Genomic DNA, 16,198 nt, shown 5'->3' with positions numbered 1-16,198 from the left:
TTTTGTTCGTTCAGTTTTCAAAGATCAATCCGTCGCTCAGAAGCGACTTTATTAATATATCATTCTCACGATTCAATGTCAACATCTTTTTTAATAGGATGTTTTCTCATTGCGTCGTGGTGACGACTTTTAATATATTATCACCGTTAAAAAGAACTGTCAACAGAAAAACTAAAAAAAATTCTAAAATAAAAACAGCCGCTTAATAACGGCTGTTAAATTAAATAATCCATGTCTGTATAGCAACAAGAGCAAACAATCCGGGAATACCCAAAAATCCGGAAATGGCCGAAGTGGCAAAGTTTATAGGAACATGAATGCCCATCTGATTGCCAAATGCATTTAAGAAAAATAATAAGAGTGCTCCTATGATCAGTTTAACGGCTCCCTGCCCTATAAATCTTACTGGTTTTACCGGGGCTCCTATAAAAAGAAGCACTAAAATTAATCCTCCCAGAATGGAGATCACTACAATAGGATCCAAAAGAAAAATCCTCCTTTCAGGAAACTTGTACTACTAATTTATGTTTAGTGTGTACAAAAAAGACCTTAGAGGAGGACAAGTATTTTGTTCTTGCGCAAAATAAATAACTACATTCTCACTTTAACATTTCTCTTTTTAGCTTCCCTGAATAGAAAAAAGTATTTCGCTTCGGCAAGCTTAGCCTGGCTGATTGCCTCCGGCGAGGGATCAAAGCTTTTTTCCACCAGTGATTTCTGATTGTTCCAATCTGATTTCAATCGGTTCAGCTGCTCCAGAAGCTTCTCATCAAACTCGCTGCGAAGCCATTTTTTTCTGCGAAAAAACATATATTCCGCCTCCATGCTTAGACTTCTCTTCTTCCCTCTAACGCTTTTGAGAGCGTCACTTCATCCGCATATTCCAGATCTCCGCCTACCGGCAGGCCATGGGCGATCCGGGTAGCCTTTATGCCGGACGGCTTAATCAGGCGGGAGATGTACATGGCTGTTGCTTCCCCTTCAATATTCGGATTGGTGGCAAGAATAATCTCCTGGACCGTCTCATCCTGAAGTCTTTTCAATAAATCAGGAATATTAATATCTTCAGGGCCAATCCCATCCATTGGAGAGATTGCTCCATGAAGGACATGGTACAGCCCGTTGTATTCCTTCATCTTTTCCATGGCAATCACGTCTTTCGGATCCTGGACCACGCAGATGACGGACCGGTCACGTCTCTGGTCCTCACAAATATAGCAAGGGTCCTGATCTGTGATATGGCCGCAGACAGAGCAGTAAGACAAATTTCTTTTCGCATTGACCAGTGCTTTCGCAAAATCCAGCACAGTATCTTCCTTCATGCTTAAAACAAAAAACGCCAGACGCGCAGCCGTTTTCGGGCCGATTCCGGGCAGTTTCATAAAGCTGTCAATCAGCTTGGATATCGGTTCAGGATAATGCATGTATGTTTCCTCCTATATGAAAAGGAAAAGCGCCGCGAGCATGATGGCTGATGGATAATTCATCAGACTATGTTCGCTGGCGCCCGGCCTGTCCGTGCTTCTAAGCACTCCTTCAGGACGTTTAATTAAAACATTCCCGGCAGGTTCATTCCTTTTGTAAATTGGCCCATCGTATCGTTTGTTAGATCTTCCGCTTTTTTCAGTGCATCGTTCGTTGCAGCCAGAACAAGGTCCTGCAGCATTTCGATATCTTCCGGATCCACAACTTCCTCTTTAATGTTAACTTCTAAAACTTGTTTATGTCCGGATACTATGACAGTCACCATTCCGCCGCCAGCTGTTCCTTCAATCCTTTTTTCGCCAAGCTCTTCCTGTGCCTGTGCCATCTTCTTTTGCATTTTCTGCATTTGCTTCATCATATTTTGCATATTTCCCATTCCACCGCGCATTTTACATTCCTCCAGCTAGTTTCTATTCTTTAATTTCAATTAATTCAGCGCCGAATAATTTGACCGCTTCAGCCACATGAGGTTCTTCCTCATTTCCGCTGAAGCCCTCGCCAGTCTCATCTCCGTCACGCTGGCTGCGCAGGAACTCTTCCCTGACACTTTGCCATTGTTCATCCGGAATGCCGACCAGCTGCATTCTCTTTCCTAAAAGCTCAAACAGGACATTCGCCAGAGTATCCAGGAACTTCGCATTATCCATGGCCATCTGACAATGAATTTCATATTTAAATTTAACGATAAGAGCTGTTTCTGACGCGGCTACAGGCTCTGCTTCATTGAGAAGAGCTGCCTGGGAGCGCATCTGGTTTTGAACAAGCAGGTTCAGCATTTCACCCCAGCGGCTCTTTACAGCCACCAGATCGTTTTTCGTTGCCTGCTTCAGTACTTCATTCACTTTCCCGACTGGTGCCTGGAATCCTTTGCGTGAACTTCTCTGCGGCTTTTTCTGTACAGCAGGAGCTCCATCATCTTTCACTGCTATGCCGTTTTTCTTTAACTCAGCAAGCTCGTGCTGAAGCTGTTCGATTTTTTGCATCAGCGGCTTGATGTCTGCAGCCTGTCCTGGTCTCTCACGCTGTTCAAGCTGGCACAGCTTCACAATCGCCACTTCCAGGAAAATTCGCGGATGGTTGGTCCACCTCATCTCCTGCTGGGCTTTGTTCAGCACTTCTATCAGCTCATATAGCTCTTCAGGCTCCACTTCACCGGCAAGCTGCTGGAAGTTCTCATCGAGCATAACTCTTTCTAATGATTCCTCCAGCCTTGGAGCAGCTTTATATAAAAGCATATCCCGGTAATACAGGATAAAGTCCTCTATAAAGCGGGAAGGATCTTTCCCCTGAAAAAGGAGCTCCTCCAGAAATTCCAGTCCCGATGCTGCATCCCTGTCTTTAACCGCTCTTGCCAGTTTATTTAAAAACCCCTGTGACACTGCACCCGTTACAGATAAGGCATCTTCCACTGTAACACGATCCTGGCTGAAGGAGATAGCCTGATCAAGCAGGCTGAGCGCATCGCGCATACCGCCTTCTGCGGCTCTTGCAATGATCTGCAGGGCCTGCTCCTCATAAGCTGCACCAGTTTCATCCGCAATCAGCTTCATTCTTCCTGTAATCGCCTGAGCCGTGATCCGCTTAAAATCGAATCGCTGACACCGGGAGATAATCGTCAAAGGAATTTTATGAGGCTCTGTGGTAGCTAAAATAAAAATAACATGCTTCGGCGGCTCTTCAAGTGTTTTTAACAGCGCATTGAAGGCTCCAATAGAAAGCATATGCACCTCATCGACGATGTAAACCTTGTATTTCACAGCGTTCGGGGCATACTTCACTTTGTCCCTGATATCCCTGATTTCTTCTACACCGTTATTCGATGCAGCATCGATTTCAATGACATCCGGAATCGATCCGTCTGTAATCCCTCTGCAGGCCGAACATTCATTGCATGGTTCAGTAACAGGTGCTTTCTCACAGTTAACAGCCTTTGCAAGTATTTTTGCCGCACTCGTTTTACCGGTTCCGCGGGGGCCGGAAAACAAATAGGCGTGTGATATCTTCTCCTGAAGCAGGGCGTTTTGCAAAGTCTTTGTCACATGTTCCTGGCCGACAACATCGATAAACTGCTGCGGGCGCCAAACACGATATAAAGCTTGATAACTCACTGACACGCCCCCTTCCTATGTATAGTCCTTCATCTATTATAACGTATCTAATTTCTTTTTTACAAAACCTAGAGCAAAAAATACAACAAAAAACCCATCCCGCAAAAGGATGAGTTTTAGTAACAATATAAACTGCCGTGCACCTTCCGTCGACTGGCGCCCATAGGCGTTACTTAAGCAGTTAGCTCGGCCCAGGCAACCCTGCGGCACATGGGAGCGTCCACTTAATGCTGCTTCCTTCCGGACCTGACATGATTCATGGATTCCCATTGCGCAGGACCCGGGCGTCAACACCACTTACTTAAGGCAGGCCCTACAGGACACGAGCCTCGGGAAGGGATTCAGCCTCGCTAGAGCGGATTGCGAGTACAGGGCACCGCTACCTCCCCGCCTAGCACGGCAAAGTTGATACCATATTTAGGTGCGTCTTTATCCGACGCATTTATAAGTATACTAACAATCAGAAAAAAAAGCAATGCCTAACCATTGTCAATTCCTGTATCCTGTTCCATCTGCAGCAATTGCCTTCTCTTTTTCTCTTCTTTCTTGCGCTTTCGCAAGTCCCGAAAAAAGCTCGAAAGCATTTCGCCGCATTCTTCTTCCAGTACCCCTGGCACGACTTCACTCTGATGATTGAACCGCTCATCCTGCAAAAGGTTCATAAGCGTTCCGGCACAGCCGCCCTTTGGATCCCTGGCGCCATACACCACCTTTTGAATGCGTGACAGTATAATGGAGCCGGAACACATCGGACAAGGCTCCAATGTCACATAAAGAACAGCATTCTCCAGCCGCCAGGTTCCGAGTTTTTTACACGCCTGATCAATCGCAAGCAATTCCGCATGCGCAATCGCAGTCTGATTCACTTCTCTCAGATTATGGGCCCGGGCAATGATTTTCCCGTCCAGGACAATGACTGCACCAATTGGAACCTCCTCCAGATCGTGAGCAAGCCTAGCCTCCTTAATGGCCTCCCGCATATACAGTTCATCTTCAGTGATTGATTCCTGTATCAAATATCTTCATTCCTTCTCTTAACTTCTGTGTAAAAGCCGCCCCTTTTACGAAAAATACCCGTAAAGGAGCGATACCATGAAAAATCCGCAAGACTATAAACCGGCTCTTATCATTATTGACATGATTAACGACTTTCATTTTCACCATGGGAAAATCCTTGCTGAAAAAGCATTGAATCTCACAAAACCTATCAATGAGCTAAAAGCTGCATTCCATGAACAGAACTTTCCCGTTATTTATACGAATGACCATTATAACCTCTGGAAGGCTGATCTTGATACGATTATGAATCATTGCCGCAATCCTGTCAGTGAGCGTATCCTGGATGAGATACAGCCATCACCGGATGATTATTTTTTAATAAAGCCAAAGCATTCCGCTTTTTACGGCACTGCCTTAAATACTCTCTTGCACCAGCTCGGCGTAAATCTGCTTGTCATGACGGGAATCGCAGGCAATATCTGTGTCCTGTTTTCAGCCAATGATGCTTATATGAGAGAATACAGCCTCCATATACCGCATGACTGCACCGCTTCTAATGATGACCACGATAATGAAAATGCCTTAAAGATGATGAAAAACGTATTAAAAGCTAATATATCTTCCTTCTCTGAAAACAATTATAACATTTCTTCTATGTTTCCCTCATAAAATGGCAGTAGTGTTCTAAGACGTTTTTTCAGGGAGGGAGATAGATTGCAGATTCATGTGATTCAGCAAAGCCAGACTTTGTTCGGCATTGCCCAGGCATATGGGACAACAGTTGAAGATCTCGTTGAAGCAAATGAAATTCCCAATCCAAATAATCTGGTGGTCGGCCAGACACTGGTCATTCCGATAATAGGAAGATTTTATTGGGTGCAGCCGGGTGACAGCCTTTATTCCATTTCAAGAAGGTTCGGCATTTCCTATCAGCAGCTGGCATCGGTCAATGCCATTTCAGTAAATCAGCCGCTACAGGTGGGGTTTCGGCTTTATATCCCGCCCCGCCCGAAAACGGAAGCCGAGTTTAATGCCTATGTAGAGCCAAGAGGCGAAACAGTCGCCCCTGAACTGGAGGAAAGCGCACGAAATGCTGCCCCCTATTTGACTTATCTTGCGCCCTTCAGTTTCCAGGCCCTTCGAGATGGTTCTTTGAAGGAGCCGCTTCTGAACGAATTCCCGGCCATTGCGAGAGCCAATAATAATGTATTGATGATGGTCATTACCAATCAGGAAAACGATCAGTTCAGCGACGAACTCGGCAGGATTTTGTTAAATGATATGGCAATTCAGAATAAGTTCCTGGATAACATTACAGCCACAGCCAAAAAATACGGTTTCAGGGATATTCATTTTGACTTTGAGTTTCTGCGCCCGGAGGACCGGGAGGCCTATAACAATTTTCTCAGAAAAGCGAGGGCAAGATTCAGGCAGGAGGGCTGGCTGATTTCCACAGCATTGGCTCCGAAAACCAGCGCGGAACAGCAAGGTCTTTGGTATGAGGCCCATGATTATAGAGCACATGGGGAGATTGTTGATTTTGTCGTCATCATGACCTATGAATGGGGCTACAGCGGAGGACCGGCTATGGCTGTTTCCCCGATCGGCCCGGTTCGTCAGGTATTGGAATATGCAATCACCGAAATGCCCTCTTCTAAAATCATGATGGGCCAGAACTTGTATGGCTATGACTGGACGCTTCCTTTTGTTGAGGGCACCACCGCAAAAGCGGTCAGTCCGCAGCAGGCCATACAGATTGCAGCGGAAAATAATGTGGCCATTCAATATGATTACAAAGCACAAGCTCCATTTTTCAACTATACAGCACCTGACGGGAGAAGGCATGAGGTCTGGTTTGAAGATGCCCGCTCCATCCAGGCAAAGTTCGACTTAATCAAAGAACTGAAGCTCCGGGGAATGAGTTACTGGAAGCTTGGCCTGTCTTTCCCGCAAAATTGGCTTCTGATTACGGAAAACTTCGATGTGGTAAAAAGAGCATAATCACTCAGCAGCTGCCGCTTTCAGGCAGCTTTTTTATTTTTCAGATAATATGCTCCTATTTTCTTATTTCCAGCTGAAATTCCATATCCCTTCCACTCTATACTGTGATAAAATAAGCTTTGTGTCATTTTAGAACGTACCTATAAATGGTTTTTATAGATAAATAAGCAATGCAGGAGGATGATCAATATGGGGGGAATACCTTTTATTACAGTAGAGGGGCCGATTGGCGTTGGGAAAACATCTCTCGCTAAAGCTATAGCTGAGAAATTTCAATATGCCTTACTAAAAGAGATTGTTGATGAAAATCCCTTTTTGGGCAAATTCTATGAAAACATTGAGGAATGGAGCTTTCAGACTGAAATGTTTTTCCTCTGCAACCGCTACAAACAGCTGGTTGATATCAACAATCACTACTTAGCTCAAAATAAGCCTGTTGTGGCTGATTATCATATATTCAAAAATCTGATCTTTGCCCAGCGCACCTTAAATCAGACTGAATATCAGAAGTATTTGAAGATCTATGACATTCTGACGGGCGATATGCCAAAGCCGAATGTCATTATCTATCTCAATGCAAGCCTTGAAACACTGCTCGACCGAATCGAGCTGCGGGGCCGTGAAATTGAAAAGAATATCAGTCCATTATATCTTGAGCAATTATCCCTTGATTATGAAACGGCTATGAATGAGTTCGAAAAACAGCACCCGGATATTCCAGTTATCCGCTTTAATGGAGATCAGCTGGATTTTGTCAAAAATGAAGCAGACTTAATGCATATATTCGATACCTTATCGACATCATTAAAAAAGAGGAGCATACACTTATGAATCTAAGGCAAAAATATGAGATTCCTTCGAACGCCGTCATCACCATTGCCGGAACCGTTGGAGTCGGAAAATCAACAATGACCAATGCGCTGGCGGACGCCCTGGGGTTCCGAACCTCTTTCGAAAAGGTTGATACTAATCCTTACCTTGATAAATTCTATGCGGATTTCAACCGCTGGAGCTTTCACCTGCAGGTTTACTTCCTGGCTGAACGCTTCAAGGATCAGAAGCGCATTTTCGAATATGGCGGCGGCTTTGTTCAGGACCGTTCCATTTATGAAGACACAGGCATCTTTGCGAAAATGCATTACGAAAAAGGCACGATGTCCAAAGTCGATTACGAAACATATACCAGCTTATTTGATGCGATGGTGATGACACCATACTTCCCACATCCTGATTTGCTTATTTATCTGGAAGGCTCGCTAGATGACATTCTTTCCCGCATCCAGGAGCGCGGCCGTCCAATGGAGCAGCAGACACCAATTTCTTACTGGGAAGAAATGCACCAGCGCTATGAAAATTGGATCAACAGTTTTAATGCTTGCCCGGTCCTGCGCCTGAATATCAATGACTATGATATCATTCAGAATGAGCAATCCATTGAGCCAATAGTGGAGCGCATTTCTTACTTCTTAAGGCAAACTCAATTATTGAAGAAATAACCGCCATTCGGCGGTTTTTTTTCTGTTCATTGGTTCGGAGAGTTCCGAATACCCTGAAGAGGCAAGGGTCAAGAATTATATACAAAAAAACCGCTGATGCTATCAGCGGTTTTATGTATCTCCAATTTTTATGCGCGTGTTAGATGTCAATTAAAATGGAGGAGGAAAGGGGATTCGAACCCCTGCGCGGTTTGACCCGCCTGTCGGTTTTCAAGACCGATCCCTTCAGCCAGACTTGGGTATTCCTCCGCATCGACAAGAAATACTATAACACCCTTTTAAAAAGATGTCAACATTATTTTATAAAAAAAGAGCGGATGAAAAATCCGCTCCAAACTTTCCATTAAGGCTTAATGACCTCACGATTGCCCATATATGGACGCAGTACTTCAGGAATGATGACACTTCCGTCAGCCTGCTGGTAATTTTCCAGAATGGCTGCCACCGTGCGGCCGATTGCAAGGCCAGATCCATTCAGTGTATGCACATGCTCCGGCTTGCCTTTTGCCTCGCGGCGGAAGCGGATATTCGCACGTCTTGCCTGGAATCCTTCAAAGTTACTGCAAGAAGAAATTTCACGGTATGTGTTATAGCTTGGGATCCAGACCTCGATATCATATTTCTTCGCAGCTGTGAATCCAAGATCTCCTGTGCACATGCTCATAACACGGTATGGCAGGCCAAGCAGCTGAAGTACCTTTTCTGCGTGTCCAGTCAGCTTCTCCAGCTCATCATAAGACTCTTCCGGCTTCACAAACTTTACAAGCTCTACTTTATTGAACTGGTGCTGGCGGATCAGCCCTCGAGTGTCACGGCCGGCAGAGCCTGCTTCAGAACGGAAGCATGCACTAAATGCAGCATAGTTAATCGGAAGCTCATCAGCATTCAGAATTTCTTCTCTATGCATATTAGTGACAGGCACCTCTGCAGTTGGAATAAGGAAGTAATCCTCGCTTTCAATCAGGAAAGCATCTTCTTCAAATTTCGGAAGCTGTCCTGTTCCTGTCATGCTGGCACGGTTGACCATGTACGGAGGCAGAACTTCCTTATAGCCATGCTCGTCTGTGTGCAAATCTAGCATGAAGTTGAATAGTGCACGCTCAAGGCGGGCTCCAAGGCCTTTGTAGAATACAAAGCGGCTGCCGGTTACTTTGCTGGCACGCTCGAAATCAAGCAGGTCAAGATCTGTTGCTACATCCCAATGCGGCTTTGGCTCAAAATCAAATTCACGAACTTCGCCCCATTTGCGGACTTCGACATTATCATCTTCTGTTTCACCGACAGGCACGCTTTCATGCGGGATGTTCGGGATACTTAACAGCAATTGGTCCAATTCCTCCTCAACCTTGCGGAGCTCCTCATCCAATGCCTTGATCTTATCGCCGACTTCTCTCATTTCTGTAATTAAATGGTCTGCATCCTGCTTATCACGCTTTAAGGCTGCAACCTGCTGGGATACTTCATTCCTTTTGCTCTTCAGCTGTTCGGCTTCGACAATCAATTCGCGTCTTTTCACATCCAGATCCTCGAATTTTCCGAGATCGGTTAAATCCTCTCCGCGATGCTGAAGCTTATTTTTCACTTCTTCAAAATTAGCCCTTAAAAATTTAATGTCCAGCATGTTTACTACCTCCTGAAAAATAATTTGGAACACAAAAAACTCCCGTCCCCCAAAAGGGACGAGAGTTACCCGCGTTGCCACCCTAGTTGAAAGCATAAGCTTTCCACCTTAAATCCATAACGGTTTTAACCGAAAGCATTTACTTTTCCCGGAAAATACCGGGTGTTCCATGCTTTGCTCGAGGATGGATTCACAGGGTTTATTCACCGGTTTTCACCAGCCACCGGCTCTCTACAGAACAAAGTTCCTGTTACTAGTTCCTCTCATTGCTTTTAAGCTATAAGAATTTTGTAATTCATAATGTACTACAATTATGTTCCATTTGCAACCAATTTATTCAAATTACTAATGACTTGGACTCTTTGATCATTTCAACAAAATAGCCCGTCAGTCGATGGTCATCCGTCAGTTCGGGATGGAAAGAGCATCCGAGGAATCTGCCTTCACGTGCAGCCACAATCCGGCCGTTATGCTTGGCCAGGATTTCAACATTCTCCCCCGCCTCGACAATATGCGGCGCACGAATAAAGACTGCCGCAAAGTCCTCTGCTACTCCGGCAATATCAAGATCCGCCTCAAAGCTTTCGCGCTGGCGCCCGAATGAGTTTCTTTCCACCCGGACATCCATCACACCGATATGAGGCTCATCATAACCGACAATATGGTTTGCAAGGAGGATAAGCCCTGCACATGTCCCGAACATCGGCTTTCCTGACTGTGCAAACTCCTTAAGGCTGTCCATGAAATCATATTTATCAATGAGGCGTCTCATGGTTGTGCTCTCGCCGCCAGGCAGGATAAGCCCGTCCACCTCATTAAGCTGCTCTTTGCGTTTAATGACCACAGCTTCGGCTCCGCATGCTTCTACTGATAGAACATGCTCTCTGACCGCACCCTGCAGCCCCAATACTCCAACCTTTATCATGTTCAATTCTCCTTACCAGCCGCGCTCCTGCATACGAGCTTCAGGAGCCAATGAAGAAATTTCAATTCCCTTCATTGGTGTGCCTAGTTCTTTTGAAAGTTCAGCGATTAATTTGTAGTCCTGATAATGTGTAGTTGCTTCAACAATCGCACGGGCAAATTTCGCAGGGTTTTCAGATTTGAATATACCTGATCCTACGAACACACCGTCAGCACCAAGCTCCATCATTAAAGCCGCATCTGCAGGTGTTGCAACGCCGCCTGCTGCGAAGTTTACGACTGGAAGGCGTCCAAGGCTCTTGATTTCCAAAAGAAGCTCATATGGCGCTCCCAGAAGCTTAGCTTCTGTCATTAACTCATCTTCATTCATGCCGACAACCTTGCGAACCTGTGCATTCACCTTGCGGATATGGCGAACAGCTTCCACAATGTTTCCAGTTCCAGGCTCACCCTTTGTGCGAAGCATGGAAGCACCTTCGCCAATACGGCGTGCAGCTTCCCCTAAATCACGGCATCCGCAAACGAACGGAACAGTGTAGTCCCTTTTATTCAAGTGGTATTCTTCATCAGCAGGAGTTAACACTTCACTCTCATCTATGTAATCGACACCCATCGCTTCAAGCAAACGCGCTTCTACAATATGGCCAATACGTGCTTTTGCCATTACCGGGATGGAAACCGCTCCCATTACTTCTTCCATAATACGCGGATCTGCCATACGTGCTACACCGCCGGCTGCACGGATATCAGAAGGAACACGCTCTAGTGCCATAACTGCTACTGCACCAGCTTCTTCTGCGATTTTCGCCTGCTCAGCGTTAACAACGTCCATAATGACGCCGCCTTTTTGCATTTCTGCCATTCCCCGTTTAACACGATCTGTACCTGTCTTCATGTTTATCCCCCTTCGTAAATACCATCTGCTTTGGATGGGTTAAATATTATGAGAAAAATAACTTTTCAAAAAAAGGAAAATAGATTTCTTTACTCGGAATTTTCCCTATTGAAAATATGCAATGAAAAAGGGCTCCTGTCAAGACAGGAAAGCCCTTTTTCTTAAAACCAACCTTTTACAGTTGAGGAAACACTGCCCCATAGATCACCGAAGAAACCTCCGATAGAGCGCATAGTCAGCACGAACCAGTTTGCTTTTTCAACACTTTCAGCGGCTACAACATCCACCTGGATATTGTCTTTGCCTTTATCAGAAAGGAATTCCAGCTTCCCGCCCTCTTTGGATTCAATCGTTAAGTAGCCGACTTTTTCTCCCTTTTTAATAGGAGCAGTCAATTCACCATTTTCATTTAATTTCTTTTTATCCAGAACAAGAACGGGTTTAAAGTTTTCCTTTTCCCCATTTCTCATAACCATTTCGATGGCATCTTTAGAAGAAATCTTCACTTTATCTTCTTTCCCTTTTGTAACAGGCACTGTTTTCTGGCCTTTCACCTGATAGTTGGCAGGAACGATTTCTTCTTTCGTGAAGTTGGTGAAACCGAAGTCAAACATCTTCTTGGTTTCATCAAATCTGGATTTATAAGTAGCCTGGCCATTCGCTCCTTTAGCGTTCATGACTACGCTGATGTAGCGGCTGCCATCTCTCATGGCCGTACCTGTGAAGCAGTATCCGGCAAAGTCAGTCGTACCTGTTTTAAGGCCATCTGCCCCTTCATAGCCATATACCAGCTCCGGAAGCATCCAGTTCCAGTTTTCCATTTTAATTTCATCATCTGTACCCTCTCTGAAGGTCTTTCTAGGGGTACTTGCCGTTTCTAATACTTCCGGGAACCGATTAATCAATTCCCTTGCCAGAATAGCTGTATCTCTTGCTGACATTACGTTTTCATCCTCAGGGCCGCCTGCAGGAGGAGATCCCTTTAAGTCACGGTTGTTCAAACCGCTTGAGTTTACAAATTTATATTCCTTTAATCCAAGCTCTGCCGCTTTTTCGTTCATCATTTTAACAAAGTTAGTTTCTGAACCGGCAATCGTTTCTGCAATTGCAATGGTTGCACCATTTGCAGAATAGATAGCCATGGCTTCATACAATTCACGGATATTGTATTTGCCGTCTCTTCTTAATGGGACATTTGATAGATTGCGGTCCTGTGATACTTTCCACACATATTCACTTACTGCGTATTCCTGATCCCACTTTACTTTGCCTTTTTCAACGGCTTCAAGAAGCAGGTATTCTGTCATCATTTTTGTCATACTGGCAATGCCCAGTACTTTATCCGCATTTTTTTGATATAAAATCTTTCCGGTCTCTGCATCTACTAAAATAGCAGCATCGGCATTGATATTTAAAATATCCTCCGCATGTGCTTTATGTATACCAGGTAAAAGACCTAATATCATGACCAAGGCAAGGAATCCAGCGATAGACTTACGGTACAATGTTTTCTTCAATTTTACTGCCCTCCAACGTTTTAATACACTTTTGTTATTTTATCATAACTCTGATTTAAAGAATAGATAGAGTAATTACCTATTCCTGCCTGCCTTAGCTCATTGTTATGCATTAATATTTTCCTAGGTTCAATTTTTGGGGCAAATAAAAAAGCAGGAAAGGTTCCCCTCTCCTGCTTTGTGCTGTTATAGCGAGTAGTTTGGCGCCTCTTTTGTGATCTGCACATCATGCGGGTGGCTTTCTCTCAGGCCTGCACCAGTCATTTTAATAAATTGGGCATTTTCGCGAAGCTCATGAAGATCCTTTGTTCCGCAATAGCCCATTCCGGAACGGATACCTCCGACAAGCTGGTAAATCGTATCGGATAAAGGCCCTTTATAAGCAATGCGCCCTTCAATTCCCTCTGGAACGAACTTCTTATTATCTTCCTGGAAGTAACGGTCTTTAGAGCCTTTTTCCATGGCTGCCACAGAACCCATTCCTCTGTACACCTTGAAGCGTCGTCCCTGGAAGATTTCCGTTTCTCCCGGGCTTTCTGAAACACCGGCAAGAAGGCTGCCAAGCATTACAGCATGTCCGCCGGCTGCCAATGCTTTCACGATGTCCCCTGAATATTTGATTCCGCCATCAGCAATAATGGACTTGCCATGCTTGCGTGCTTCAGTTGCACAATCATAGACAGCTGTGATTTGCGGTACCCCTACACCTGCAACTACACGTGTTGTACAAATTGATCCTGGTCCGATTCCCACTTTCACAATATCCGCACCTGCTTCAATTAAATCCTTTGTCGCTTCAGCAGTCGCGACGTTTCCAGCAATAATGGCCAGATCCGGATAGGTGCTCCTGATTTCGCGTACAGTATCAAGCACGCCTTTTGAATGTCCATGTGCCGTATCCACAACAATGACATCCACATGGGATTTCACAAGCATTTCAACCCGCTTCATCGTATCGCCGGTTACGCCAACCGCTGCACCTGCGAGCAGGCGTCCTCGCTCATCTTTTGCCGAGTTAGGAAACTCAATGACTTTTTCAATATCTTTAATGGTAATTAACCCTTTTAAAACACCTTCATCATCTACTAGCGGCAATTTTTCAATTTTATGCTGCTGAAGAATCTTTTCTGCTTGATCTAATGTGGTGCCCACTGGGGCTGTTACAAGGTTTTCTTTAGTCATCACATCTGAAATTTTTATCGAAAAGTCCTGAATAAATCGGAGGTCACGGTTTGTCAAAATGCCAACAAGCTTCTGTTCCTCATTATTATTGACGATTGGAACACCCGAAATCCGGTACTTGCCCATTAGATGTTCTGCATCAAATACCTGCTGTTCTGGAGTGAGGAAGAAAGGATCCGTGATAACGCCGCTTTCTGAACGCTTTACTTTATCCACCTGATCAGCCTGCTGTTCAATGGACATGTTTTTATGGATAATTCCCAAACCGCCCTGGCGCGCCATAGCAATCGCCATTTCTGCTTCAGTTACCGTATCCATTCCGGCACTGATCACTGGAATGTTAAGTGCAATCTTTTCAGTCAAATTAACTTTAAGGCTTACATCACGAGGAAGTACCTCTGATTTCGATGGAACCAGTAAAACATCATCAAACGTTAAACCTTCTTTAGCAAACTTAGTTTCCCACATTTTTTTGACCTCCTGGACTCGAAAATATTATTAGTAGGTTATCAATTGGACAAAATACTGTCAAGAACGGATTGATATGTTGGATTTTTCTAAAGATTCGGAGGACTCGTTGTGATACATCCATTTGATCTAAAAAGCTCCTTTTTATATTTTTTTTCGGCGAACACTTCACAGGAATTTTTAAAGAAATGCTACCAAAAACAAAACCTGGATCAGGCTGAACAAAAGAGCTATGAAAACAGCTACCCTTTTATATACTATCTAGAACACGGACAAGTATACTATGAGCAGGCAGAGAAGGCGCCATTGGTCATCAAGCCGATTCTCTTTTTTTATGGACTTGTTCACCTTGTAAAGGCCTGTATACTGACTGTGGACCCTAATTATCCGGAGACTACCTCTGTTTTGGCACACGGGGTGTCCACCCGGAAAAGAAAAAAGCAGCAATATAATTTTTTTCAGGATGAAGTGAAATTTCAAAAAAGCGGTCTTTTCCCTTATATGGGAGAAAAAATGTTCCACATGAAACATTTGGAAGGCGAAAAAACAACAATGGGAGAGTTATTCGGCCAGATTCCGGAGCTTAACAATTTGTATAGCCAGACAGAAGGCCGCAATACTTTTCTGGAAGCGGAGCGGGTAAAGGATGTATTCACCTTGCCAAAAATAATTCTCGACCGCTTTCATATGACCGAATCCCGCTTTGTGGAATATGTGCAGTCAAAATCGGACTTTAATATAAGCTTTCAGGAATCAGAGGAGACAGCACTAAATTTTTTGACAAAAAACCTGAATACATATAATTTTAAGCCTTTACGATATAGTCCGGCTGCAGGAAAGTTTTTCTTCCCTTTGGCCAAAGGTGATTTGATTGATTTCCCTGAGCTTCTTATTCACTATCTGCTGCTGTATAACTTAAGCATGATTGCCCGCTATGAAACTGAATGGTGGAGTGAACTCATCAAAATGATGCCGAATAAAGACTACCCTTTTATTCAGACATTCCTTCAAATTACGGCTGAAAAGGGGCCATATTTGATTTATCAGTATTTAGCTGATAAGAAGCAGTAAGGTTTTGCAGGGGGATGCTGGATGGCTGCTTATCTCCTGTATTGGTTATTTTATGATTAGGAAGTTTTGGAAGGTGAGCGTGCAGCGCGGTGTTTGAATTTATTCTGGGGAGCTGAATTCCCTGGTAAGAAGCATGCCTGGCGGTTTATCTGACAGGTTTCGAATTTTTTCTGGCCTGTTTTGGGTTTTATCTAACATGACTGTAAAATTATCTAACAGATTTTTCGATTTATCTAGCAAGTTTTGGAGTTTATCTAACATTTAGCACTAGTTATCTTTAAAGAGAACCGCCTTGTGTTTTAAAATAGACGGTGGAATAGGGAGTGGCACATAAAATTTGATTCTGGCACCACATATATGCCTGAAAGTCGCACATAAAATGGAAAAGCGGCACATATACAGGGCAAAGTGACACATATATGTGTAATTCC

Annotated in this window: 16 protein-coding genes, 1 tRNA gene, 1 other RNA gene and 1 other annotated feature; of the genes, 5 read left to right on the top strand and 13 right to left on the bottom strand. The window is 44.2% G+C overall.

The window, feature by feature from the left end; translation table 11 throughout:
* Positions 1-220 precede the first annotated feature (220 nt).
* The 7 genes from AC6CHU_RS25325 to tadA form a co-directional block, all read right to left on the bottom strand.
* Positions 221-484, bottom strand: coding sequence for a pro-sigmaK processing inhibitor BofA family protein (locus AC6CHU_RS25325; protein WP_159871590.1), 264 nt, complete (start codon positions 482-484; stop codon positions 221-223).
* Positions 485-591: 107 nt separating this feature from the next.
* Entirely contained in the window at positions 592-810 is a 219-nt protein-coding gene (locus AC6CHU_RS25320; RefSeq protein ID WP_159871587.1) for a YaaL family protein, read from the bottom strand.
* 17 nt (positions 811-827) lie between these two features.
* The gene (recR, locus tag AC6CHU_RS25315) at positions 828-1,424 is read right to left on the bottom strand and encodes a recombination mediator RecR (protein WP_009336775.1); all 597 of its coding nucleotides are present in this window, start codon (positions 1,422-1,424) and stop codon (positions 828-830) included.
* 125 nt (positions 1,425-1,549) lie between these two features.
* On the bottom strand, positions 1,550-1,873 hold the full coding sequence (locus AC6CHU_RS25310) for a YbaB/EbfC family nucleoid-associated protein (protein ID WP_035333488.1): 324 nt from the start codon (positions 1,871-1,873) through the stop codon (positions 1,550-1,552).
* A 22-nt stretch (positions 1,874-1,895) separates the two neighbouring features.
* On the bottom strand, positions 1,896-3,593 hold the full coding sequence (gene dnaX / locus AC6CHU_RS25305; protein WP_159871584.1) for a DNA polymerase III subunit gamma/tau: 1,698 nt from the start codon (positions 3,591-3,593) through the stop codon (positions 1,896-1,898).
* Positions 3,594-3,728: 135 nt separating this feature from the next.
* Positions 3,729-3,993: signal recognition particle sRNA large type (ffs, locus tag AC6CHU_RS25300), an RNA gene on the bottom strand.
* 79 nt (positions 3,994-4,072) lie between these two features.
* Entirely contained in the window at positions 4,073-4,609 is a 537-nt protein-coding gene (gene tadA / locus AC6CHU_RS25295) for a tRNA adenosine(34) deaminase TadA (protein ID WP_285871464.1), read from the bottom strand.
* A 76-nt stretch (positions 4,610-4,685) separates the two neighbouring features.
* On the opposite strand from tadA, the gene AC6CHU_RS25290 reads away from it, so the two are divergent.
* From AC6CHU_RS25290 to AC6CHU_RS25275, 4 genes are all read left to right on the top strand, one after another.
* A complete protein-coding gene (locus AC6CHU_RS25290; protein WP_159871581.1) occupies positions 4,686-5,261 on the top strand; it encodes a cysteine hydrolase family protein in 576 nt (191 codons plus the stop codon).
* Positions 5,262-5,306: 45 nt separating this feature from the next.
* On the top strand, positions 5,307-6,593 hold the full coding sequence (locus AC6CHU_RS25285; protein ID WP_159871578.1) for a LysM peptidoglycan-binding domain-containing protein: 1,287 nt from the start codon (positions 5,307-5,309) through the stop codon (positions 6,591-6,593).
* Positions 6,594-6,782: 189 nt separating this feature from the next.
* Positions 6,783-7,424 (top strand): deoxynucleoside kinase, encoded by a 642-nt coding sequence (locus tag AC6CHU_RS25280; protein WP_159871575.1) that lies wholly within the window; start codon positions 6,783-6,785, stop codon positions 7,422-7,424.
* A complete protein-coding gene (locus tag AC6CHU_RS25275; RefSeq protein WP_035333477.1) occupies positions 7,421-8,089 on the top strand; it encodes a deoxynucleoside kinase in 669 nt (222 codons plus the stop codon). The genes AC6CHU_RS25280 and AC6CHU_RS25275 overlap by 4 nt, the downstream gene beginning before the upstream one ends.
* A 156-nt stretch (positions 8,090-8,245) precedes the next feature.
* On the opposite strand, the gene AC6CHU_RS25270 is transcribed toward AC6CHU_RS25275, so the two are convergent.
* From AC6CHU_RS25270 to guaB, 6 genes are all read right to left on the bottom strand, one after another.
* Positions 8,246-8,338: transfer RNA gene (locus AC6CHU_RS25270), tRNA-Ser, on the bottom strand.
* Positions 8,339-8,432: 94 nt separating this feature from the next.
* The gene (gene serS, locus AC6CHU_RS25265) at positions 8,433-9,710 is read right to left on the bottom strand and encodes a serine--tRNA ligase (RefSeq protein WP_159871572.1); all 1,278 of its coding nucleotides are present in this window, start codon (positions 9,708-9,710) and stop codon (positions 8,433-8,435) included.
* 51 nt (positions 9,711-9,761) lie between these two features.
* Positions 9,762-9,986 (bottom strand) — a binding site (T-box leader).
* A gap of 61 nt (positions 9,987-10,047) precedes the next feature.
* Positions 10,048-10,635: a pyridoxal 5'-phosphate synthase glutaminase subunit PdxT gene (pdxT, locus tag AC6CHU_RS25260; protein ID WP_498123103.1), complete on the bottom strand. Its 588-nt coding sequence runs from the start codon at positions 10,633-10,635 to the stop codon at positions 10,048-10,050.
* A gap of 12 nt (positions 10,636-10,647) precedes the next feature.
* Complete coding sequence (gene pdxS / locus AC6CHU_RS25255) at positions 10,648-11,529, bottom strand: pyridoxal 5'-phosphate synthase lyase subunit PdxS (protein ID WP_009336764.1); 882 nt, start codon at positions 11,527-11,529, stop codon at positions 10,648-10,650.
* A 161-nt stretch (positions 11,530-11,690) separates the two neighbouring features.
* Positions 11,691-13,046, bottom strand: a complete 1,356-nt coding sequence (locus AC6CHU_RS25250) for a D-alanyl-D-alanine carboxypeptidase family protein (RefSeq protein WP_159871566.1) — start codon at positions 13,044-13,046, stop codon at positions 11,691-11,693.
* A 186-nt stretch (positions 13,047-13,232) separates the two neighbouring features.
* Positions 13,233-14,696: an IMP dehydrogenase gene (gene guaB, locus AC6CHU_RS25245; protein ID WP_498123101.1), complete on the bottom strand. Its 1,464-nt coding sequence runs from the start codon at positions 14,694-14,696 to the stop codon at positions 13,233-13,235.
* 111 nt (positions 14,697-14,807) lie between these two features.
* On the opposite strand from guaB, the gene AC6CHU_RS25240 reads away from it, so the two are divergent.
* Positions 14,808-15,767 (top strand): YaaC family protein, encoded by a 960-nt coding sequence (locus tag AC6CHU_RS25240; protein ID WP_159871560.1) that lies wholly within the window; start codon positions 14,808-14,810, stop codon positions 15,765-15,767.
* The last annotated feature ends 431 nt before the right edge of the window (positions 15,768-16,198 follow it).

The organism is Cytobacillus sp. GQ23 (assembly GCF_059758675.1).
The sequence above is the reverse complement of the archived record's forward strand: the minus strand, read 5'-3'. Positions and strand labels throughout refer to the sequence as shown.